This is a genomic window from Clostridium sp. BSD2780061688st1 H5, from assembly GCF_005845155.1.
Classification (GTDB): domain Bacteria; phylum Bacillota; class Clostridia; order Lachnospirales; family Lachnospiraceae; genus Claveliimonas; species Claveliimonas intestinigallinarum.
In genome coordinates this window covers 60434-83617 of record NZ_SPGT01000004.1, presented here as the reverse complement: position 1 = coordinate 83617, position 23184 = coordinate 60434, and the positions used below count along the sequence as shown (strand labels likewise).

The following is a 23184-nucleotide window of genomic DNA, read 5'->3' as shown; positions in this document are numbered from 1 at the left end:
AGGAAACATGAGCGATTACAGGATAGAGACAAAATGTATCCAGTCCGGATACACACCGAAGAACGGGGAACCCAGGGTTCTTCCCATTTACCAGAGCACAACATTCAAATACGAGACAAGCGAGCAGATGGGACGGCTTTTTGATCTGGAGGAGTCAGGCTATTTCTACACACGCCTCCAGAACCCGACAAACGATGCCGTGGCGGCCAAGATCTGTGACCTGGAGGGCGGATATGCCGGTATGCTGACCTCCTCCGGACAGGCGGCTAACTTCTATGCGGTCATGAACATTGCCCAGGAGGGAGACCATATCGTGTGCGCCTCCGCTCTCTACGGCGGTACATACAATCTGTACGCCCACACCATCAAGAAGATGGGCGTGGACGCCACCTTCGTGGATCCGGACTGCAGCGAGGAGGAGCTGAACGCGGCGTTCCGCGACAACACAAAGGCGGTCTTTGGAGAGACTATTGCCAATCCGGCCCTTGTTGTCCTTGATATCGAGAAGTTCGCAAAGGCGGCCCACGCCCACGGGGTGCCGCTGATTGTGGACAACACCTTTGCCACCCCCATCAACTGCCGGCCCTTTGAGTGGGGAGCCGACATTGTGACTCACTCCACTACCAAGTATATGGACGGACATGCCTCCTGTGTGGGCGGGGCTATCATTGACAGCGGCAATTTTGACTGGGAAGCCCATGCGGAGAAATTCCCGGGACTTACCACCCCTGATGAGACATACCACGGCATCGTGTACACCCAGAAATTCGGAAAGGGCGCCTACATCACAAAGGCCACCGCTCAGCTTATGCGGGACCTGGGATCCATTCAGGCTCCCCAGAACGCGTTCCTTCTGAACATTGGGCTGGAGACGCTGCACCTGCGGATGCCCAGACACTGCGAGAACGCCCTGAAGGTGGCCCGCTACCTGAAGGGACATGAGAAGGTGGACTGGGTGCACTGCCCGTCTCTGGAGGGAGATTCCTACTATGAGCTGGCACAGAAATATATGCCGAAGGGCACCTGCGGCGTCATCACCTTTGGCCTGAAGGGCGGAAGAGCCGCGGCGGAGAAGATGATGGATCACCTGAAGCTGGCGGCCATTGTGACCCACGTGGCAGACGCCAGGACCTGCGTCCTTCACCCGGCCAGCCACACACACCGCCAGATGAACGACCAGGAGCTGCGTGAGGCCGGCGTACAGCCTGAGCTGATCCGGTTCAGCGTGGGAATTGAGAACGCGGAGGATATCATCGCGGACATCGAGCAGGCTCTCGCTCAGATTTAATGCATAAAAAGACAGAGGCACTTCCATACTAACACTATGGAGGTGCTTTTTTATGGAGATGAAAAGACAGGAAGGCGAACCGGAGAAGAGCCAGGAAGAGAAGCAGGAGGAGATCAGGGAGATGGGGACCATGGACCTGGAGGAGGGCGGCGGCCGGGAGGGCACTCCCCACAGGATCAAGCTCATCACCATCATTGGGGAGATCGAGGGCCACGAGGCAGTGTCAGGCAGTACAAAGGCCACGAAATACGAACATCTGCTGCCCATGCTGGCGGAGATTGAGGACAGTCCGGCCATCGACGGGCTCCTCATCCTTCTGAATACTCTGGGAGGGGACGTGGAGGCAGGGCTCTCCATCGCGGAGGTGATCGCCTCCCTAAGTAAGCCCACAGTCTCCCTCGTACTGGGAGGCAGCCACTCTATCGGGGGGCCCCTGGCTGTGGCGGCGGACTACTCCTTTATCGTGCCCAGCGGCACCATGATCATCCACCCGGTGAGGTCAAACGGCATGTTCATCGGCGTCATGCAGAGCTTCCGGAATATGGAGAGAACCCAGGATCGGATCACCGGATTTCTGGCCAGGCACTCCCACATGAGCCAGGAGAGGATCGAGGAGCTGATGCTCAACTCCACCCAGCTGGTGAAGGATGTGGGGACCCTCCTGGAGGGAGAGGAGGCTGTGAGGGAAGGGCTTATCGACCAGGTAGGAGGACTCTCTGACGCTCTTGGGAAGCTGCACGAGATGATCGACGCGCGGCGCATTGGCGGACAAAGCCAACATACACCGGCTGGCATAAAACGCTGACAAAAACCATGAAAATAGCTGATGACAGTTTTTTTTGAAAATGGTATACTAATATTGTATATGCTTATATAGTCGGCCGTCTGAAAGAGCGGCCCGGCTTTTTCTGCTGCTGACGTGCGCAAGGGAGTTAGCGTCAGCAGGGTTTACAGGTAAGAAACAATAAGGGGGAAATAAAATGGCATCTAGGTCAGGGACCGGAAGAAGAAAAAAGAAGACGGGGAGAAAGAAGACAGGCGCCCAGCAGAGCTTTGTGGCAGATGAGATCACCATCTGGCTGACGCTGGCGGTGAGCATTCTTCTCCTCCTCAGCGCTTTCGGGCTCGGGGGAGCGGCCGGAAGCGCTGTGTCAGCTCTCCTGTCAGATCTCTTCGGCTACAGTACATATCTCGTCCCGTTCCTGCTTTTCGGGGCGGTGACCTTTCTCATATCCAACAGAGGAAACAGAGCGGCCTATGTGAAGACGGGGGCGGCCCTCCTGCTGTTTGTCCTCATCACCACCTTCCTGGAGCTCCTTCTGGAGGAGGGGGGACTGCTGGGAGGAGCGGTGACAGGCATCCTCGTCCCATCTATAGGAACTGCGGGTACCTACGTGGTGGTGGTGATTTTGATGATCATATGCGCGGTTATCATCACCGGTAAATCGGCAATCAAGGGCGTCAGGGAGAGAGGCGGCCAGGCCTACGGAAGGGCCAGGGAGGACGCGGCCAGGCGCAGGGAGCTGGCTGAGACAAGAAGGCTCATCCGCCAGCAGGAGGCGAAGAAGGAGCTGGAGGAGGCAAAGAAGGAAGCCCAGGCTCTGGAGAAAGAGGAAAAGGCCAGAGGCCGGCGCAAGGACCGGCATGTCTCCGGCGTCTCCTTCGACACCACTCTGGGCGAAAAAGGAAAGTCTCCCGAGGTGAAGGAGCTCACCTCCCCCGATATGGAGGAGCTCTTCGCGCCCCAGGAGGAGCCATCCTTTGTCATCAACCGTGCCCAGGCTTTGGAGGAGCCGGAAGCGGAGGAGGCGCAGCAGCCGGAGCGAATTGAGGAGGAGCTCCCCGGTGAGCCGGCCGGGGATGAGAAGAAATCCCGCAGGGCCACAAAGATGGGAGCCGAGGCTGTGGCCATGGAGGCAGCCCAGGTGGAGCAGATGGCCGCCCAGACGGACGCGGCCCCGAAGAAGGAGTACAGGACCCCTCCGCTCTCCCTTCTGACAAAGGGAAAGAAGGCGGGCGGAGACTCCGATGCCCACCTGCGGGAGACGGCCAGAAAGCTGCAGGAGACGCTCCACAATTTCGGTGTCAACGTGACCATCACCAATGTCAGCTGCGGCCCTGCGGTGACCCGGTATGAGCTGCAGCCTGAGCAGGGTGTGAAGGTCAGCAAGATCGTGGGACTGACAGACGATATCAAGCTGAACCTGGCGGCGGCGGACATCCGTATCGAAGCCCCCATCCCCGGGAAGGCGGCAGTGGGAATCGAGGTGCCCAACAAGGAGAACGCGGTGGTCCACCTGCGGGATCTGCTGGAGTCGGGAGAGTTTAAAAACAGCTCCTCGGCCATCGCCTTTGCGGCGGGCCGGGACATCGCCGGCAAGCCGGTGGTGGCGGACATCGCCAAGATGCCCCACCTTCTGGTAGCGGGCGCCACCGGCTCGGGAAAATCTGTCTGCATTAACACCATGATCATCAGCATCCTCTACAAGGCATCGCCGGAGGATGTGAAGCTCATCATGATCGACCCCAAGGTGGTGGAGCTGAGCGTCTACAACGGAATTCCCCACCTCATGATCCCGGTGGTGACAGACCCGAAGAAAGCGGCCGGAGCCCTGAACTGGGCGGTGTCGGAGATGATGAAGCGGTACGAGCTCTTCGCCAAATACAATGTCAGGGACATCAAGGGCTTTAACGAGAAGACCGAGAGCATGACTCCCGAGGAGAGGGAGGGAAAGCCCGGGAAAATGCCCCAGATCGTCATCATCGTGGACGAGCTGGCGGATCTGATGATGGTGGCTCCCGGCGAGGTGGAGGAGGCCATCTGCCGTCTGGCACAGCTTGCCAGGGCGGCGGGCATCCACCTGGTAGTGGCCACCCAGAGGCCCTCCGTGAACGTCATCACAGGTCTCATCAAGGCGAACATGCCATCCAGGATCGCCTTTTCCGTCACCTCGGGCGTGGACTCGCGGACCATCATCGACATGAACGGGGCGGAGAAGCTGCTGGGAAAGGGAGATATGCTCTTTTACCCTTCCGGCTATCAGAAGCCGGCCCGCGTCCAGGGAGCCTTTGTCTCGGACAAGGAGGTTCAGGCTGTGGTGGAATACCTGAAGAAGCAAAACGGCGAGGCCTCCTACAGCGAGGAGATCGTCAGCGAGGTCAACTCCACCGCCTCCGGGCTGGGAAGCGGCTCTGCCGGTGAGTCTTCCGGCGACAGCGGCGGACGGGACGCCTACTTTGCCGAGGCCGGCAAATTCATCATAGAGAAGGAGAAGGCCTCTATCGGCATGCTGCAGCGCATGTTCCGGATCGGCTTCAACCGGGCGGCCCGGATCATGGACCAGCTCTGCGAGGCCGGGGTGGTGGGCCCCGAGGAGGGGACAAAGCCCAGGAAGGTGCTGATGTCTATGGAGGAATTTGAAAAATACCTGGAAGAAAATATGTGAGAGAAGACGCGGGAGCGTCTTTGAAAATAAAAATACAAAAGGAAAGGAATGGATAAGTATGAAATCAGATATTCAGATCGCGCAGGAAGCAGAAATGATGCACATCAGGGACGTGGCAGCCTCTGCCGGCATCCCGGAGGAGGACCTGGAATTCTACGGAAAGTACAAGGCAAAGCTCTCCGATGAGCTCTGGGAGAAGATCAGGGACAGGAAGGATGGAAAGCTGGTCCTTGTGACAGCCATCAACCCCACCCCCGCAGGAGAGGGAAAGACGACCACCACGGTGGGGCTCGGTCAGGCCATGGCCAAGCTGGGGCAGAAGGCGATCATCGCCCTCAGAGAGCCCTCTCTTGGACCCTGCTTCGGTATCAAGGGCGGCGCTGCCGGCGGAGGCTATGCCCAGGTGGTACCCATGGAGGATCTGAACCTGCATTTCACAGGGGATTTCCATGCCATCACCTCCGCAAACAACCTCCTGGCCGCACTTCTGGACAATCACATCCAGCAGGGAAATGAGCTGGGCATCGACCCGAGGCAGGTTGTCTGGAAGCGCTGCCTGGACATGAACGACAGGAGCCTTCGGAATATTGTCATCGGACTGGGAAGAAAGGCCGACGGCATGGTCAGGGAGGATCACTTTGTCATCACCGTTGCCTCCGAGATCATGGCTATCCTCTGCCTGGCGGACGATATGAAGGACCTGAAGGAGAGACTGGGCAGGATCATTGTGGCCTACAATTTCAAAGGGGAGCCTGTGACTGCGGATGATCTCCACGCCACAGGAGCCATGGCGGCTCTTCTCAAGGACGCCATCAAGCCAAATCTCATCCAGACACTGGAGCACACACCGGCTCTGGTCCACGGCGGCCCCTTTGCCAACATCGCCCACGGCTGTAACAGCGTGCGGGCCACAAGGATGGCTCTGAAGCTGAGCGATATCACGATCACAGAGGCGGGCTTTGGAGCGGATCTGGGAGCTGAGAAATTCATGGATATCAAGTGCCGCATGGCAGGATTTAAACCGGATGCAGTAGTTTTGGTTGCAACTGTCCGCGCTTTGAAGTATAATGGAGGAGTTGCGAAGGATCAGCTCTCCGAGGAGAACCTGGACGCCCTCGCAAAAGGAATTGTAAATCTTGAAAAACATATAGAAAATGTACAGAAATATGATGTACCTGTCGTTGTGACGCTCAACTCCTTTGTCACAGACACAGAGGCGGAGATTGCCTATGTCCGCAGCTTCTGCGAGGAGAGGGGATGCGAGTTCGCCCTGTCAGAGGTATGGGAGAAAGGCGGAGAGGGCGGCATTGCCCTGGCTGAGAAGGTTCTGGAGACTCTGGAGAACAAAGAGAGCCATTTCCATCCGTTGTATGAGGACAACCTCTGCCTGAAGGCAAAGATTGAGACTATCTCAAAGGAAATTTACGGCGCGAGAGGCGTGGTCTACGAGCCGGCAGCGGAAAAGCAGCTGGCCAAGATCGAGGGCATGGGCTTTGGAAGCTTCCCTGTCTGTATGGCGAAGAACCAGTACTCTCTGTCCGACGACGCCACAAGGCTGGGCCGGCCGGAGAATTTCGACATCCATATCCGGGAGGTCTATGTCAATGCGGGCGCCGGGTTCGTGGTGGCTCTCACAGGAGCGGTTATGACCATGCCGGGACTTCCGAAGGTACCTGCCGCGAACGGAATCGACGTATCGGAGGACGGGCACATCACAGGACTGTTTTAAGGAGAGATAGAAAATGCCCCAGAGGGAAAGCGGCATAATAATAGGGGGTATCGGGCGATGAGATGCACAAACTGTGGAAGCGAGATACCAGAAGGCCAGTTATACTGTAAAAGGTGCGGAAAGGAAGTCCGCATTGTGCCGGATTACAATCCTCTCGACGATGTGCTGGCGGCACAGGTAAAGGGAGGAATAGACGGAGGCGACAGGCCTCTGGATGATTATGACTATGAGAAATCCTACACTTCGGATCTGCGCAGGGGAGAAGGGCAGAGAGCGGAGCGAAGGAGAAGGGACGAGACCCGGACCATGCGCGGTACATCCGCCGCGGGAGGCAGGACCTCCCGCACCTCCGGTACCGGGCGTGTTTCCCGCAGCACCGGAACCGGACGGGTTTCCCGAAATACCGGGAACGGCGGAAAGAGGGGCGGCACTTCCCGCATGACGGGGACTGTGGACCCGGAGCGCCGCCGCAAAATGGCTGAGAAAAAGCGGGAGAAGAAAAAGAAGCTGAGAAGGAGGATCATCCTCGGATTTATTATCCTGATCGCGGCGGTGGCCGCTGCGGTCTTTTTCCTGTACCGCAATTCCTATGCAGGACAGATCGGGCAGGGAAATCGGGCCTTTTCCGAGGGAAACTATGACCAGGCTGCGGGCTATTTTAACAATGCCATCGGGAAGGCGCCGAAGAGAGGGGAGGCCTACACGGCCCTCGCCAAGGTGTATCTGGCAAAGGATGACCAGGACAGTGCAGAACAGATGTTTCTGGATGCTCTGGAGTCCTACCCGGATGAGGTGCCCATCTATGAGGCCTGTATTGCGTTCTATATAGATACAGAGCAGCCCCAGGAGGTATCTGTGATCCTGGAGGACGCCCCCGATGATGTCCGCTCTGAGCTGAGCAAGTACGTGTCAGAGGGGCCCAGCTTCAGCCTGGATGACAGCGAGGTCTTTGACGATGTGCAGCAGCTGTCACTGGAGTCTGACGGGGAGGCTATCTACTACACTACGGACGGAAGCGAGCCGGACACCTCCAGCCAGAAGTACACTGACCCCATCCAGATCGAGGAGGGGACGACCACAGTATCAGCGATCTCCGTGAATGAGGCCGGTATACCCAGCCTCCCTGTGACGAAGGAGTACACGGTGGAGTTCCCTGTGGAGGACGCGCCGGCAGTGACTCCCTCCACAGGTCAGTATGAGCAGCCTACGCAGATCGTGATCCAGGTGCCGGACGGCTATACGGCCTACTATACGATGGATAAGAGCGATCCCACGGAGGCCTCTACTAAGTATACAGGCCCCATCGACATGCCGGAGGGCAACACCATCTTCAAGGCGGTGCTGGTCAACGGGAAGGGCAGGCTGACAGGAGTCACCACAAGAAACTACGAGCTGGTGCTGAACTAGATAGGACGGCGGCGAAGGCGGTAAGAAGCCGGAGCCGCCGTCTTTTTGCGCCCTTTGCCCGGCCTGTCCGGCAGTATTTGTCAAAAACAGGCGAAACTGCATAAGATAAGGTGACGAGACAAAAAGTGAGCTGATCATATGAGCATGAACGGCATTGACATCAGCAACCACCAGGCAGGCATCGATCTTGCGCGGGTTCCCTTTGACTTTGTGATCTGCAAGGCCACAGAGGGAACCGGATTTGTGGACAGATACTGCGATGGTTTTATCCGGACCGCGGCAGGTCTGGGAAGAAAGACGGGGGTGTACCATTACGCCACAGGGCAAAGCTCCGGGAAGGCGGAGGCAGAATACTTTTACGCGAATATCAAGGGATATGTAGGCACCTCCCTTTTGGCTCTGGACTGGGAGGGCGGCGCTGTGGAACAGGGCCCGGCCTACGCGCTGGCTTTTCTGGACCGCCTAAGAGAGCTGACAGGAGTAAAGGCTCTGATCTACATGAGCAAGAGTGTGTGCAGGGCCTACGACTGGAGCGGCGTCGCCGCCGGTGACTACGGGCTGTGGTGTGCCCAGTACGCGGACAGCAGTCCCACCGGCTACCAGGCGTCTCCCTGGACCGATGACGGCGGCACGGGCGCCTTCCCCGGGATGGCCATTTACCAGTACAGCTCCACCGGGCGGCTTGACGGCTACGACGGCAATCTGGATCTAAACATCGCCTATATGGACGGGGCGGCCTGGGATCGGTATGCCAATCCGGGCGGCGGGGCGGATGAGCCCTCCGTCCCTGTGACGGCGCCTCCCGCAGCCCCGGAGAAGCTGGCAGTGGACGGTTCCTTTGGCCCGGCTACGGTCAGGCGGACGCAGGCCTACTTTGGAACGGTGGTGGACGGGATTGTCAGCTACCAGCCGGAGTCCAACCGGAAGTACCTCTACTCGGCCTATGCCGGCTGCTGGCAGTTCCTGAAGACCGGGTATGGCCCCGGTTCAGATATGGTCCGGGCCATGCAGAGAAGGTTCGGCGCGGCGGTGGACGGATGGGCCGGCCGGGATACGGTGCTCCACATGCAGGCTTTCCTTGGCGTTGCCCAGGACGGCAGCATGGGGCCAAAGACGGTATCCGCCTGGCAGTCCTGGATCAACTCCCACTAAAGACGCGGGACCGGTCGGCGGGGAAAATCCCCCGCCGACCGGTCCTGATCAAGAAGGTATCCATCCATAAAAGGAAAAGGATTGCCAATAAAATAAAAAAGAAATGAGTTGACATATAAAGAATACCGTGATATACTTTACCTACAATTCAGCCGGAAGTTCATTCCGGCGACCTATAAATTTCGATCAGGCAGTGCACTGCCGCGTCTTCTGTGCGTGATCATGCGGCGAATATCCCAGGGCAGAGACAGGACAGAGAGGGGCATCCCCGAAAAAGAAAATGTCAAAACTTTATTGACATTTGAGGGCAACTATAATACTATATTGTACATAGGAGCGAACATCCGTTCGTGCTTGATAAGGAGAAAGAGATTATGGCAAGTGAAGATAAGAAGAAGGCATTGGATGCCGCGATTGCAAAACTGGAAAAGGATTTTGGAAAAGGCACCGTCATGAAGCTGGGAGATCCCAAGGCCCATGTCCATGTGGAGACCATTCCCACAGGCTCCTTAAGCCTGGATCTGGCGCTGGGGCTGGGCGGCGTGCCAAGAGGCCGCGTGGTGGAGGTCTACGGACCGGAGTCCAGCGGTAAGACGACGGTGGCCCTGCACATGATCGCCGAGGTGCAGAAGCGGGGAGGTATTGCAGGCTTTATCGACGCCGAGCATGCCCTTGACCCGGTGTACGCAAAGAATATCGGCGTGGATATCGATGAGCTCTACATATCCCAGCCGGACAGCGGTGACCAGGCGCTGGAGATCGCGGAGACGATGGTCCGCTCCGGAGCTATGGATATCATTGTCATCGACTCCGTGGCGGCTCTTGTGCCCAGACAGGAGATTGAGGGCGACATGGGAGACAGCCATGTGGGACTGCAGGCAAGACTCATGTCCCAGGCCCTGAGAAAGCTGACCCCTGTCATCAGCAAGTCCAACTGCGTTGTGATCTTTATCAACCAGCTCCGCGAGAAGGTGGGCGTCATGTTCGGCAATCCGGAGACAACCACCGGCGGGCGGGCGCTGAAGTTCTACGCTTCCGTGCGGATGGACGTGAGAAGGACGGAGACCCTGAAGCAGGGCGGAGAGATCGTTGGAAACCATGTGCGTGTGAAGATCGTGAAGAACAAGATTGCTCCTCCTTTCAAGGAGGCGGAGTTCGACATCATGTTCGGAAAGGGTATTTCCCGTGAGGGAGATATACTGGATCTGGCCACCGGCATCAACCTTGTCAACAAGAGCGGCGCCTGGTATGCCTACAACGGCGACAAGATCGGACAGGGAAGAGAGAACGCCAAGAGCTATCTAGCAGAGCACCCTGAGGTGATGGAGGAGCTGGAGGCCAAGGTGAGAGCCTACTACCACATTGACGGAAGCGAGGAAGAGACGCAGGAGAACGCTGAGGCAGAGGAATAGAAGATGACAGTCACACAGATAGAAGCCATGTTTGGGTCCAGGTCCAGATACAGAGTGTACCTTGACGGACAGCCCGCCTTTGTTCTGTACAGGGGCGAGCTGTCCCGCTATCATATCAGGGAGGGACAGCCCCTGGGGGAGAAGGAGTACAGTGAGATCCGGGAGCTGCTCATAAAGCGCGCCAGAGTACGGGCTATGAAGCTGCTGGAGATATCCGACCGGTCCGAGGAGGCGCTGCGCAGGAAGCTCTCTGAGGGCGGGTATCCGCAGAGCATTGTGGAGAATGCGATGGACTATGTGAAGTCTTTCGGCTACCTGGACGACAGGCGCCTGGCGGAGAACATTGTGGACAGCCGCAAAGGGCAGAAGAGCAGGGCGGAGCTGCAGGCCTATCTTCTTCGGAAAGGGCTTTCCCGCGAGCAGGCGGAGGAGGCTCTGGAAAAATCTTACACCCGGGAGGACGCACAGGAGGCGATCCGCCGTCTGGCAGAGAAAAAACACTTTGATCCGGAGCGTGCCACACTCCAGGAAAAGCAGAAGTTATGCGCCTATTTTCTGCGGAAAGGATACCGCTATGAGGACGTCCGTCAAGTGATACAAGTTTCCGACTGGAATACTTGACATCTTTGTGAAAACAGTATAAAATTTAACTGTTGTATTTGTACAATGAAAATTTAATAAGGAGGTGCTCCTGTGCCGAATGTTATAATCATTGCTGTGGCTGTGGTTCTCGTGATAGCAGCAGCGGTTATCAGTCATTTCGTGACAGTCTCCAATCTGAAGAAGAATGCCGAGTCAAAGATTGGAAGTGCGGAGACAAAGGCCCGCGAGATCATTGATGATGCGGTGAAGACAGCGGAGGCCAAGAAAAAGGAATCCCTCTTGGAAATTAAGGAAGAATCTATCAGAACAAAGAATGAGCTCGAGAAAGAAACAAAAGAGAGAAGAGCAGAGTTACAGCGTTATGAAAAGAGAGTCCTCTCCAAGGAGGAAGCTTTGGACAAACGGTCCGATGCTATGGAAAAGCGGGAAGCAGGGTTTACAGCAAAGGAAGAGCAGCTTAAGGCTCGTGAAGCGAAAGTGGATGAGCTGAGCAGACAAAGAGTACAGGAACTAGAAAGAATCTCAGGACTAACCTCCGAACAGGCAAAAGAATATCTGTTAAAAACTGTTGAAGAAGATGTTAAACATGACACTGCAAAAATGATCAAGGAGATGGAAGCGCAGGCCAAGGAAGAGGCGGACAAGAAGGCAAAGGAATATGTTGTCACCGCCATTCAGAGATGCGCTGCTGATCATGTGGCAGAAACTACGATTTCAGTCGTTCAGCTTCCAAGTGATGAGATGAAGGGACGGATCATCGGACGTGAAGGAAGAAACATCCGTACGCTGGAAACTCTCACAGGAGTAGAGCTGATCATCGACGATACACCCGAAGCGGTTGTATTATCAGGGTTTGATCCCATCAGGCGTGAAGTCGCAAGGATCGCTCTGGAGAAGCTGATCGTGGACGGTCGTATCCATCCGGCAAGAATTGAGGAGATGGTGGAAAAGGCCCAGAAAGAAGTAGAGGCAGTGATCCGTGAGGAAGGAGAGGCAGCGGCACTCGAGGTCGGCGTGCATGGAATTCATCCGGAACTGATACGACTTCTGGGAAGAATGAAATTCCGGACCAGCTATGGTCAGAATGCGCTGAAGCACTCAATTGAGGTGGCACAGCTGTCGGGACTTCTCGCAGGGGAGATCGGACTGGATGTCCGTCTTGCGAAGCGGGCAGGCCTTTTACATGATATCGGCAAATCCATCGACCACGATGTGGAAGGATCACATATCCAGATTGGTGTTGAATTGTGCAGAAAGTACAAGGAGTCACCGACCGTCATCAATGCAGTGGAAGCACATCACGGCGATGTTGAGCCAGAGTCTCTGATCGCATGTATCGTTCAGGCGGCAGACACGATCTCCGCTGCAAGACCGGGCGCGAGAAGAGAGACGATTGAGACATACACAAACAGATTAAAACAATTAGAAGATATCAGCAACCAGTTCAAGGGTGTTGAAAAATCTTTTGCTATTCAGGCAGGTAGAGAGATTCGTATTATGGTAGTTCCAGAGCAAGTATCTGACGCAGATATGGTATTACTGGCCAGAGATATTTCCAAGCAGATTGAATATGAGCTGGAATATCCGGGGCAGATAAAGGTAAATGTTATCAGGGAATCCAGGGTAACAGACTACGCCAAATAAATGTAAACCGAAAGCAGAAGACCAGCCGTAACAGGCTGGTCTTTTATATTGAAAAGAAAGGGAAGAAAACATGAGCAATGAGATCAAGAGGATAGACAGAAAGCTGGCATATGAGGGAGCTGTGATCAATGTCTACCAGGATACAGTCCAGTTCCCGGACGGACACACGGCAAAATGGGATTATATCCATCACGACGGAGCTGCGGCGGTGATACCGGTGCTCCCGGACGGCAGGATCCTGATGGTAAAGCAGTACAGAAACGCGCTGGACAGATTTACATTGGAAATACCCGCAGGTAAGCTGGATGACCCGAAGGAGGAGGGGATTGCCTGTGCGTCCCGTGAGCTGGAGGAGGAGACGGGCTACCGCTGTGAGCATCTGGAGCCTCTTCTTGTCCTCAGAACCACAGTCGCATTCTGCAATGAGAGGATAGAGGTGTTTGCGGCCAGGGACCTGATCCCCTCCCATCAGCATCTGGATGAGGATGAATATATCGACCTGCAGGCCTGTACCCTGGCGGAATTGAAGGAGAAGATCTTCAGCGGGGAGATTCAGGACTCCAAGACCGTGGCGGCCATCCTGGCCTACGCGGTAAAATACGGCAAGGAGTAAAGGGAAGGGGAAAAGAGTAAGGACAGAGGGCATATTTCCTCTTGGCCGGCATATAATGAAGTATCTTTGCGGCGGGAGGAAGAGTGGATATGCGCAGTTATGGGAAAATATTCCTGGCCCTGTGCCTGGCGGGCTTTGTAGGAGGAATTCTGTACGCCAACACAGGGGCCCGGGATCATATACTGGCGGCGGGCATTTTCAGCGATTATTTTCTGGAGCAGTACACCCAGGCGGAGATCCAGACGCAGGACTATTTCTGGTACATCCTGTCGGTCCGCGCCGGACTGCTGGGGGTTATCGCCCTGATGGGGCAGATGAAGAAGCTCCGCAGATGGATCGTGGCTGCTGTGCTCGTCTGGACAGGCTTCCTGGGCGGACTCTTTTTTACCGCCGCTGTGATCAAGCTGGGACCTGTGGGGATCCTGTTCTGTCTGGCTGCTATTATCCCTCAGGCGCTTTTCTATATCGCCGGGTACGGAATCGTCCTCTGGTATTTCTATTCTTTCCCCAGGGCATCGTGGAATTCGGCCAAAACAGTGGGTACTATTCTGACGATTGGAGTTGGAATTATATCGGAAAGTTATTTAAATCCAATTTTTCTGAAAATATTTCTAAAAACAATTTGATTTTTTCGTTATTTCTTCGTATAATTTAGAGTATACGATGGGAGATAAAGAGTATGGAAAAAATAGTGTTAGAGTATGTAGAGTATTTAAAAGAAGTGAAGGGGATTTCTCTGAACACAGAGATGGCGTACAGGCGTGATCTTATGAAGCTCGTGCGTTATCTGGACTCTCAGGGAATTCATGAAGTGGCGCAGATCACGGCGACAAACCTCAACTCCTATATGCTTCACATGGAGAAACAGAAGCTGACCAATACGACTATATCCAGAAATGTGGCTTCAATCAAGGGATTTTTTAACTATCTCTTCAAAAAGAAATATATCAAAGAGGATGTGTCAGAGGGGCTGACCAGTCCAAAGATCGAGCGCAGGGAGCCGAAGAGCGCCTCCAAGGAGGATGTGGAGAAGGTTCTTGCCATTCCAAATGGAAAGACGCCAAAGCTGCTCCGGGACAAGGCTATGATCGAGCTTTTGTATTCCACAGGAATCATGGTGGAGGAGCTTGTAAGTCTCAAGATACAGGATGTCAATCTGGAGATGGGCTATCTGCAATGCCATTTTCCAGGTAATCAGAACGCGTACCCGATCGACAAGCAGGCGCTGAAAGCTATGAAGGCGTATCTGAAGAACGGACGGGAGCCGCTGCTCAAGGGACATGGATCGGACGTGCTTTTCCCGAATATCAGCGGCAGAAAGATGAGCAGACAGGGCTTTTGGAAGATCCTGAAGGGCTATGCCGCCAAGGCAGGCATCGAGGGGACCATCACTCCCAGCATGCTGCGCCATTCCTGATGTAAAAAGAAAAGTCAGAATAACAGTAAGAGAGGCCGACAGTTTTGAGGACTGTCGGCCTTGTTGCATTTCTTAAAAAAAAATCTCCAAATTCTGTGAAAGTTATTGCATGTGCACAGAAAGAGAGCTATAATATTGATAAATAATTAACAAGGTCGGCTTTGCCCGATCAATATCACAAAAAGGAGATGCAGCAGCAATGAGCAGATTTTGTTTACCAAGAGACATTTATCATGGAAAGGGAAGCCTGGAGGAGCTGAAAAACCTGAAGGGCAAAAAGGCGATCCTTGTAGTGGGCGGCGGCTCCATGAAGCGCCAGGGATTTCTGGACAAGGCAGTCAATTATCTGAAGGAGGCCGGCATGGAGGTGCAGACGTTTGAGGGCGTGGAGCCTGATCCGTCTGTTGAGACTGTCATGAGAGGCGCTGAGGCCATGAGAGCCTTTGAGCCAGACTGGATCGTTGCCATGGGCGGAGGCTCACCTATCGACGCTGCCAAGGCAATGTGGGCTTTCTACGAGTATCCGGATACAACCTTCGAGGATCTGTGCATCCCCTTTAATTTCCCGGAGCTGAGACAGAAAGCGAAATTTGCGGCGATCCCCTCCACATCGGGAACAGCTACAGAGGTTACAGCATTTTCCGTTATCACAAACTATCAGACCGGCGTAAAATATCCGCTTGCTGACTTTAACATCACACCGGACATCGCCATTGTCGACCCGGATCTCGTAGCCGGGCTTCCTGTAAAACAGGTTGCCTATACAGGAATGGACGCGCTGACACACGCCATTGAGGCCTATGTGTCCACGCTTCACGGACCATTTACAGATCCTCTTGCCCTGCAGGCCATTGAGATGGTGCTGGACTATCTGCCTGCATCTTACAACTGCAACATGGAGGCGAGAGAGCAGATGCACTATGCGCAGTGCCTGGCCGGAATGGCATTTTCCAACGCTCTCCTGGGCATTGTCCACTCCATGGCACACAAGACAGGCGCCGCCTTCTCAACAGGACATATTCCCCACGGCTGCGCAAACGCCATCTATCTGCCCTACGTAATCAAATACAATGCGAAGGATGAGACGGCGGCCAAGAGGTATGCGGAGATCGCCCGCAGAATGGGACTTCCGGGAACATCAGAGAAGGCGCTCATCAACAGCCTCTGCGAGAAGATTGATGAGTTCAACGTGAGACTGAACATCCCGAAGACGCTGAAGGACTTCGGTATCAACGAGGATGAGTTTAAGGAGAAGGTTGCGAAGATTGCGGAGCTGGCAGTGGGAGACGCGTGCACAGGCTCCAACCCGCGTGCCATCGACCCGGCTACAATGGAGAAGCTTCTCACCTGTACATACTATGGAACAGAGGTTGATTTCTAAAAAATCTTACAGCGGATCGCAGGATCAAGCGGACGGGCGCCCATTAAAAGGCGCCTGTCTCATTTCAGATTATTAAAACAAATTAAAACAAATTCAGTGATAAATTATTGCTATTTCTCTATGTTTGGATTATTATAAAATAAGTTTGATGATTAGGAGGATGCAAGATGTATAAGATACGGAAAGCTGAAAAACTGGCTGATAAGATCTATCTTATGGATGTGGAAGCACCGCGTGTCGCAAGGCACTGTGAGCCAGGGCAGTTTGTGATAGTGAAGTTGGACGAAAAGGGAGAGCGAATTCCTCTGACGATCTGTGACTATGACAGGGAGGAAGGAACTATCACCATCGTGTTCCAGACAGTTGGCGCGTCTACAGAGAAGTTTGCAGCCCTGAAGGCGGGAGATGCGTTCCAGGATTTCACAGGACCTCTCGGATGTCCCTCAGAGCTGGTCCATGAAGATATAGAGAGCCTGAAGCAGAAAAAGATCCTCTTTGTGGGAGGCGGCGTTGGATCCGCTCCTGTTTATCCCCAGGTAAAATGGCTGAAGGAGCACGGTGTTGACGCGGATGTCATCATCGGCGCCAAGACAAAGGATATGCTCATCCTGGAGGATGAGATGAGAGCTGTGGCCGGAAACTACTACCCCTGTACAGACGATGGTACATACGGCCATGCGGGTATGGTTACGACCATGGTCGAGGAGCTGGTAAACGAGGGAAAGAAATATGACCTGTGCGTGGCCATCGGACCGGTGATCATGATGAAGTTTACCTGTCTGCTCACAAAGAAGCTGGGCATCCCGACTGTTGTCAGCATGAACCCTATCATGGTGGACGGAACCGGCATGTGCGGCGCCTGTCGTCTCCACGTGGGCGACGAGATCAAGTTTGCCTGTGTGGACGGACCGGAATTTGACGGACATCTTGTGAATTTTGATGAGGCGATGAAGAGACAGCAGATGTACAAGACCCAGGAGGGCCGGGCTCTGCTGAAATTACAGGAAGGCGATACCCATCATGGCGGATGCGGCAACTGTGGAGGTGACGAATAATGGCAGATATGTTAAAGAGAGTTCCTGTCAGAGAGCAGGATCCAAAGGTAAGAGCGACAAACTTTGACGAGGTTTGCTATGGATATAACAAGGAAGAGGCAATGGAGGAGGCATCCCGCTGCCTGAACTGCAAGAACGCAAAATGTATCCAGGGATGTCCGGTGTCTATCAATATCCCGGGATTTATCGCAAAGGTGAAGGACGGGGATATCGAGGGGGCCTACAAGGTGATCGGAGAGTCCTCCGCCCTGCCGGCCATCTGCGGGCGGGTATGTCCCCAGGAGTCCCAGTGTGAGTGCAAATGTATCAGGGGTATCAAAGGTGAGCCTGTATCCATCGGAAAGCTGGAGCGCTTTGTCGCTGATTACGCCCTTGAAAATGATATCAAGCCCCAGAAAGCGGAGAAGATGAACGGCCACAAGGTGGCTGTCATCGGTTCCGGCCCGTCAGGTCTTACCTGCGCCGGCGACCTTGCCAAGCTGGGCTACGATGTGACTGTGTTTGAGGCCCTCCACGAGCTGGGCGGCGTGCTTGTATACGGTATCCCTGAATTCCGTCTTCCCAAGGAGAAGGTGGTAAAGAAGGAGATTGAGAAGGTCAAGGAGCTGGGCGTGAAGTTTGAGACTAACGTTGTGATCGGCAAGTCCACTACCATTGACCAGCTCATGGAGGAGGAAGACTTTGAGGCTGTGTTTATCGGCTCAGGAGCCGGACTTCCTATGTTCATGGGCATCCCGGGAGAGACGGCCAACGGCGTCTTCTCTGCCAACGAGTATCTGACAAGAAGCAACCTGATGAAGGCCTTTGACGACTCTTACGACACTCCTATTGCCGCAGGTAAGAAGGTGGCGGTTGTAGGCGGCGGAAACGTGGCCATGGATGCGGCCAGAACAGCACTGCGGCTCGGCGCTGACGTGCACATCGTATACCGCCGGAGCGAGGCAGAGCTTCCCGCCAGAGTGGAAGAGGTTCACCACGCAAAGGAAGAGGGCGTTGTGTTCAACCTGCTGACCAACCCGAAGGAGATCCTTGTGGATGAGAACGGATGGGTGAAGGGCATGAAGGTGATCAAGATGGAGCTTGGAGAGCCGGACGCCTCCGGAAGACGCCGTCCTATCGAGATCCCGGGCTCCGAGTATGAGATCGAGCTGGATACAGTGATCATGGCTCTTGGCACGACACCGAATCCGCTGATCGCTTCCACCACAAAGGGGCTGGAGACAAACAGGAGAAAATGTATCGTGGCTGAAGAGGAGAACGGCCAGACATCAAAGGCCTGCGTATTTGCCGGCGGAGATGCGGTCACAGGAGCTGCCACGGTCATCCTCGCCATGGGCGCAGGAAAGGCAGGAGCCAAGGGTATCCACGAGCTGCTGTCACAGAAATAGACTGAAAAGTGAACTGATCGGGAGAGGAATTCGGGTTAGCCCGGCCCTCTCCCTTTTTTTGTTTTATTTTGTGTGGGTGAACAGGAGGAGACAGAATAGGTGAAGATCACAGTGATCACAGTGGGAAAGATAAAGGAAAAGTATCTGAAGGATGCCATCGCCGAGTACAGCAAGCGGCTTGGCCGCTACTGCAGGCTGGAGATCATAGAGGTGGCGGATGAGAAGACGCCGGACCAGGCCAGCGAGGCGGCAGAGGAAAGTATCCGCGCAAAAGAGGGAGAGCGTATCATGAAGCATATAAGAGAAGACATGTACGTGATCACTCTTGAGATTGCGGGAAAAATGCTCTCCTCCGAGGAGCTGGCGGACAAGATCAATGCCCTTGGGCTGTCCGGCAAGAGCAGCATTGCCTTTGTCATCGGCGGTTCCATAGGGCTTGCCAGAGAGGTGATGGCAAGGTCGGACTTTGCCCTCAGCTTTTCGAAGATGACCTTTCCCCACCAACTCATGCGGGTCATCCTGCTGGAGCAGGTGTACAGGAGCTACAGGATTATCAATGGGGAGCCATATCATAAGTAAGTGCGGTTTTTCGTATTTGGTTGTAATATGGTATGGGTGGTGAGCTTTCAGAGCGATGATTGGAATTTGGGGGTGTGCAGAGAATGTTTGAAGGATTTGATTTTACAAACTTTTGGGAAGACAGTGAGTACGCGCTGAAAGAATATGTCAGCGAATTGCCGTCTGATGAACTGATCGCCAGCGTTGAGCAGGAATTGGGCTACAAGCTGCCAGTTTCTTATATTTGGCTGATGAAGCAACATAACGGAGGTATTCCTGTCAACACCTGTTTCCCTACTGATGAGCCTACCAGCTGGGCAGATGACCATGTAGCTATCACAGGAATTTTCGGTATTGGAAGAGAGAAAACATATTCGTTATGTGGGGAGTTTGGGAGTCAGTTTATGATTGAAGAATGGGAGTACCCTGCTATCGGAGTGGCTATTTGTGACTGCCCCAGTGCCGGACATGATATGATTTTTCTGGATTATCGGGAGTGCGGTCCAGACGGGGAACCCAAAGTAGTGCATGTGGACCAGGAGTGGGACTACAAAATCACTCCTTTGGCAGATAGCTTCGAGAAATTTATCCTTGGCCTTGTAAACGAAGAGGATTTTGAGTTAGAAGATTAACCACTATTGAAGATTAGATATGGACGTGAGAATAAATATATTAACAGCAGATATGTTATACAGGAAAAGGGGATTTGAAGGAAAGACCCTGCGAATGGGATGGTCCGGGAATGTCAAACTTGACAACCAATAAAATCTTCGATTAGTTATATGCCAACAGCTGCGTATGAATTGGCCTATGCCGGAGGAGCATATCAGGAGAGACGCATCACAGGAAGGGACGCTGTAATATGAAGGTTACAGGAACAAAATGCTACGTACAGATTGAAGATGATGCCGGGAATATCGCAAGATTTGACGGGGAAGTCTGCTTTGGAGAATTTTGCGCACTGGCTGACTCGATCGAATGGGTCCGGCACAGCGGTGAGGCGACAGAGCAGGACAGGATTGACCTGAGTTATCAGGCGACACGATATGGAAAAGACACTGGCACAAAAATACTCTTTTTCAGCTCTGATGGCCAGGTGATGTTTGAAGACGAGCTTGGACTGAAAACGGAGGTATACTGTTCCAAAACGTATCTGGTCATCGTGGCCGTGGTGGTCGTGTCCCTGCTTTTTCCTGCTCTGCTCATAGCTGTGCTGGATGTTGCAAGTCTGAGATTTACCACAGGTTTCGGTATTGTGACTGTTCTCCTCGCCAGCCCATTCCTTGCCTGGGCGCTTCAGATATGGAGGTTCCGGATTACAGCCGAGGGGGCTGTCGTAACGGTCAGGCCTGCGGCAGGAAGAACCTGGCAGTTTTCTGCGTCCGATATAACCAGGGTTGTCCGAAAGGTTAAGATGGATTCCGGCTGGGAGATGATACAAAAGGTTAGGTTTTACACAAAAGATAAGCGTGTGTCGCTAAATCAGACCATGACAGGTATTGAGGACATGGACGCATATCTTCTGCGGCATGTTGACGCGAAAAAAATTACTACAAAGAAATGAGTGAGCTCTATGTGGATGGACAGGAAAACTTCGTATCTGTAGAGGCAGACAGAGATTTGAAGATATTTTACAAGCCCTCCGGCCATGCCCTGTGCTACAATAGAAGGGCTGAATAAAATGCAAGATCCTGAACAGGGGTTAATGGGAGGCGGGCTATGAGAAAAGAGACAAAGACTGCGGTGTACGATGAGGAGCTGGGACTGGAAGCCTACCGTTTTAAGGGCATAGCCCAGCCCTTTCCCAACCATTTCCATGAGTACTATGTGATCGGCTTTGTGGAGGAGGGGGAGCGCCGCCTGTCCTGCAGGAACCGGGAGTACATGATCCGCAGGGGCGATGTGGTCCTGTTCAATCCGGGCGACAGCCATGCCTGTGTTCAGGTGGACGGAGGAGCCCTGGACTACAGGGGATTTAACATCTCAAAGGAGACTATGCTGGATCTGATGGGGGAAGTGACAGGCAGGCGGAGTCTTCCGGGATTTTCAGAAACCGTGCTCCGCGACGAGGAGATCTCCTGTTATCTGCGCCCTCTCCACGGGCTTGTCATGGAGGGCTCCCGCGAATTTGGAAAGGAAGAAAATCTTCTCCTTGTGCTGTCTTTGCTCCTGGGGCGATGCGGACAGCCCTTTGAGGAATGTGTCCCGGAGTGCCGGGAAGAGATCGAGAGGGCCTGTGCGTTCATGGAGAGACATTATGGGGAGCGCATCTGTCTGGACCAGATATGCCGCCAGGCAGGGCTGAGCAAGTCCACGCTGCTGAGGGCATTTGTCAGGGCAAAGGGAGTCACGCCCTACTGTTATCTTGAAAATATCCGCATTGGCGCGGCGAAGAAGCTGCTGGAGAAGGGAGTGCCTCCGGCAGAGGCAGCCCTGCGGACAGGATTTTCCGACCAGAGCCATTTTACAAATTATTTCAGCCGGTTTATCGGCTTTACGCCCGGTGCCTACCGGGATATTTTTTTGAAAAAGAACAGAACGGAGGACAGACAGCATGGAAAATAAAGCATCAAGAGGGCACCTGGCGGCTCTGCTCACAATTTTGATCTGGGGGACTACCTTTATCTCCACAAAGGTATTGCTGGTGGATTTCCAGCCTGTAGAAATCCTCTTTTTCCGATTTGTCCTGGGACTTCTGGCCCTCCTGATCGTCTGTCCCCGCCGGCTGACAGGGACAACGCTCAGACAGGAGATCGTATTTGGCACCGCAGGACTGTGCGGCGTATGTCTGTACTACCTGATGGAAAACATTGCGCTGACCTATACAATGGCTTCCAATGTGGGGGTCATCATCTCCGCGGCTCCGTTTTTTACGGCCATTTTGTCCCATCTGCTCCTGAAGAAGGAGGAGAAGCTGGGGGCTGCTTTCTTTGTGGGATTTCTCATCGCGATGGCAGGGATTGCATTGATCAGCTTCAACGGCTCTGCCCTGCAGCTCAATCCGACAGGGGATCTGCTGGCCCTGCTGGCCGCCTTTTTGTGGGCCTGCTATTCCATTCTCACGCGCAGGATCAGCGGATACGGATACAATACGATCCTGACAACGAGAAGGATCTTTTTCTACGGCATTCTGTTTATGGTCCCGGCCTTGTTCCTGTTTGATTTCAGGCTGGAGCTGGATCGGTTTGCGAACCCTGTCTATCTTTTGAACATCCTCTTTCTGGGATTAGGGGCATCCGCGCTCTGCTTTGTCACGTGGAATTTCGCGGTCCGGCTGCTGGGCGCGGTCAAGACCAGCGTTTACATTTATCTGGTTCCTGTCATTACCGTGGCAGCTTCAGTGGTGATCCTGCGGGAGCCCTTTACATGGATGACCGGAGCCGGGACAGTCCTCACTCTGGCAGGGCTTTTGCTCTCGGAAGGTAAATGGGGCGGCAGGAGAAATATTATTCGTAAATCCCATTGACTGTCACAGTGAACACAGCTTCCTTTCCATTCAGCTCATCCACTCCATAGTCCTCCGGGAAGGTGACAGTGACGTCCACTGTGTCGCCGGGGTGGGCGCCAATGAGCTGATCCTCAAAGCCGTCGATGTAGGAGCCGGAGCCGATCTCCAGATCCGCGCCGGAGCCATTTGTGCTGCCTCCCTCAAACTCCACGCCGTCCACCGTTCCCACATAGTCGATGTTGACAGTGTCTCCGCTCTCCACAGTGAGAGAGGTGTCAGTTGAGTAGGAAGGGCTGTCCGTATCGTTGATGCCGGTATCTGACGCATCTGCGGCGGATGTGTCTTCCGCAGCCGTGTCGGCAGAGGAGCTGTCCCCGGATGAGGACCGGGAGGAGAGAGCGATGGCTGTAATGAGAATAATGACGGCAAGGCAGGGGATGGCGATGATGAGGAGTTTTTTGAGCTTCCGTATGCGCTCTTTTTTGCGGCGCTCCCGGGCTCTCCGCTGCTGTGCCATTTTTCGGTTTTCTTTTTTCATAGTGTGATCTTACCTCGTTTCATTAAAATATCTTTTTTTATTTTACAGAGAAAATATGGTGAAACTGTGATTTTTACAGAGAAATAAAAAAATCTGCACAAAACA

General features: G+C 54.0%; 20 protein-coding genes and 1 pseudogene. 20 read left to right on the top strand and 1 reads right to left on the bottom strand.

What is annotated here, in order from left to right; translation table 11 throughout:
• The first annotated feature begins 7 nt into the window (after positions 1–7).
• From FGQ86_RS04030 to FGQ86_RS03935, 20 genes are all read left to right on the top strand, one after another.
• Complete coding sequence (locus FGQ86_RS04030; protein WP_033124853.1) at positions 8–1288, top strand: O-acetylhomoserine aminocarboxypropyltransferase/cysteine synthase family protein; 1281 nt, start codon at positions 8–10, stop codon at positions 1286–1288.
• 52 nt (positions 1289–1340) lie between these two features.
• A complete protein-coding gene (locus FGQ86_RS04025; RefSeq protein WP_242842804.1) occupies positions 1341–2093 on the top strand; it encodes an ATP-dependent Clp protease proteolytic subunit in 753 nt (250 codons plus the stop codon).
• Between the two features lie 175 nt (positions 2094–2268).
• On the top strand, positions 2269–4734 hold the full coding sequence (locus tag FGQ86_RS04020) for a DNA translocase FtsK (protein WP_033124854.1): 2466 nt from the start codon (positions 2269–2271) through the stop codon (positions 4732–4734).
• Between the two features lie 58 nt (positions 4735–4792).
• Positions 4793–6463 (top strand): formate--tetrahydrofolate ligase, encoded by a 1671-nt coding sequence (locus FGQ86_RS04015; protein ID WP_033124925.1) that lies wholly within the window; start codon positions 4793–4795, stop codon positions 6461–6463.
• A gap of 57 nt (positions 6464–6520) precedes the next feature.
• Positions 6521–7870, top strand: coding sequence for a chitobiase/beta-hexosaminidase C-terminal domain-containing protein (locus FGQ86_RS04010; protein WP_033124855.1), 1350 nt, complete (start codon positions 6521–6523; stop codon positions 7868–7870).
• A 138-nt stretch (positions 7871–8008) separates the two neighbouring features.
• Complete coding sequence (locus tag FGQ86_RS04005; RefSeq protein WP_052083877.1) at positions 8009–9022, top strand: GH25 family lysozyme; 1014 nt, start codon at positions 8009–8011, stop codon at positions 9020–9022.
• A gap of 374 nt (positions 9023–9396) precedes the next feature.
• A complete protein-coding gene (gene recA, locus FGQ86_RS04000; RefSeq protein WP_033124856.1) occupies positions 9397–10434 on the top strand; it encodes a recombinase RecA in 1038 nt (345 codons plus the stop codon).
• A 3-nt stretch (positions 10435–10437) separates the two neighbouring features.
• Positions 10438–11055, top strand: a complete 618-nt coding sequence (locus FGQ86_RS03995) for a regulatory protein RecX (RefSeq protein WP_033124857.1) — start codon at positions 10438–10440, stop codon at positions 11053–11055.
• Positions 11056–11127: 72 nt separating this feature from the next.
• The gene (gene rny, locus FGQ86_RS03990; RefSeq protein WP_033124858.1) at positions 11128–12681 is read left to right on the top strand and encodes a ribonuclease Y; all 1554 of its coding nucleotides are present in this window, start codon (positions 11128–11130) and stop codon (positions 12679–12681) included.
• Between the two features lie 70 nt (positions 12682–12751).
• Positions 12752–13294, top strand: a complete 543-nt coding sequence (locus FGQ86_RS03985; RefSeq protein WP_033124859.1) for an NUDIX hydrolase — start codon at positions 12752–12754, stop codon at positions 13292–13294.
• Between the two features lie 89 nt (positions 13295–13383).
• Positions 13384–13920 (top strand): hypothetical protein, encoded by a 537-nt coding sequence (locus FGQ86_RS03980; RefSeq protein WP_033124860.1) that lies wholly within the window; start codon positions 13384–13386, stop codon positions 13918–13920.
• A gap of 53 nt (positions 13921–13973) precedes the next feature.
• Positions 13974–14711: a tyrosine-type recombinase/integrase gene (locus tag FGQ86_RS03975; protein ID WP_033124927.1), complete on the top strand. Its 738-nt coding sequence runs from the start codon at positions 13974–13976 to the stop codon at positions 14709–14711.
• Between the two features lie 199 nt (positions 14712–14910).
• A complete protein-coding gene (locus tag FGQ86_RS03970; RefSeq protein WP_033124861.1) occupies positions 14911–16092 on the top strand; it encodes an iron-containing alcohol dehydrogenase in 1182 nt (393 codons plus the stop codon).
• A 167-nt stretch (positions 16093–16259) separates the two neighbouring features.
• On the top strand, positions 16260–17147 hold the full coding sequence (locus FGQ86_RS03965; protein WP_033124862.1) for a sulfide/dihydroorotate dehydrogenase-like FAD/NAD-binding protein: 888 nt from the start codon (positions 16260–16262) through the stop codon (positions 17145–17147).
• Entirely contained in the window at positions 17147–18535 is a 1389-nt protein-coding gene (gltA, locus tag FGQ86_RS03960; RefSeq protein WP_033124863.1) for an NADPH-dependent glutamate synthase, read from the top strand. The genes FGQ86_RS03965 and gltA overlap by 1 nt, the downstream gene beginning before the upstream one ends.
• A 99-nt stretch (positions 18536–18634) precedes the next feature.
• Positions 18635–19114, top strand: a complete 480-nt coding sequence (rlmH, locus tag FGQ86_RS03955) for a 23S rRNA (pseudouridine(1915)-N(3))-methyltransferase RlmH (protein WP_033124864.1) — start codon at positions 18635–18637, stop codon at positions 19112–19114.
• Between the two features lie 83 nt (positions 19115–19197).
• On the top strand, positions 19198–19725 hold the full coding sequence (locus tag FGQ86_RS03950) for an SMI1/KNR4 family protein (RefSeq protein WP_347562474.1): 528 nt from the start codon (positions 19198–19200) through the stop codon (positions 19723–19725).
• Positions 19726–19955: 230 nt separating this feature from the next.
• Positions 19956–20657 (top strand): hypothetical protein, encoded by a 702-nt coding sequence (locus FGQ86_RS03945; protein ID WP_033124866.1) that lies wholly within the window; start codon positions 19956–19958, stop codon positions 20655–20657.
• Positions 20658–20812: 155 nt separating this feature from the next.
• Positions 20813–21658, top strand: coding sequence for an AraC family transcriptional regulator (locus FGQ86_RS03940; RefSeq protein ID WP_033124867.1), 846 nt, complete (start codon positions 20813–20815; stop codon positions 21656–21658).
• Entirely contained in the window at positions 21648–22559 is a 912-nt protein-coding gene (locus FGQ86_RS03935) for a DMT family transporter (protein ID WP_138303052.1), read from the top strand. The genes FGQ86_RS03940 and FGQ86_RS03935 overlap by 11 nt, the downstream gene beginning before the upstream one ends.
• On the opposite strand, the pseudogene FGQ86_RS16660 reads toward FGQ86_RS03935, so the two are convergent.
• A pseudogene (locus FGQ86_RS16660) lies at positions 22549–22803 on the bottom strand (FKBP-type peptidyl-prolyl cis-trans isomerase); the annotation flags it as partial. The gene FGQ86_RS03935 and the pseudogene FGQ86_RS16660 overlap by 11 nt on opposite strands.
• Positions 22804–23184: the final 381 nt, after the last annotated feature.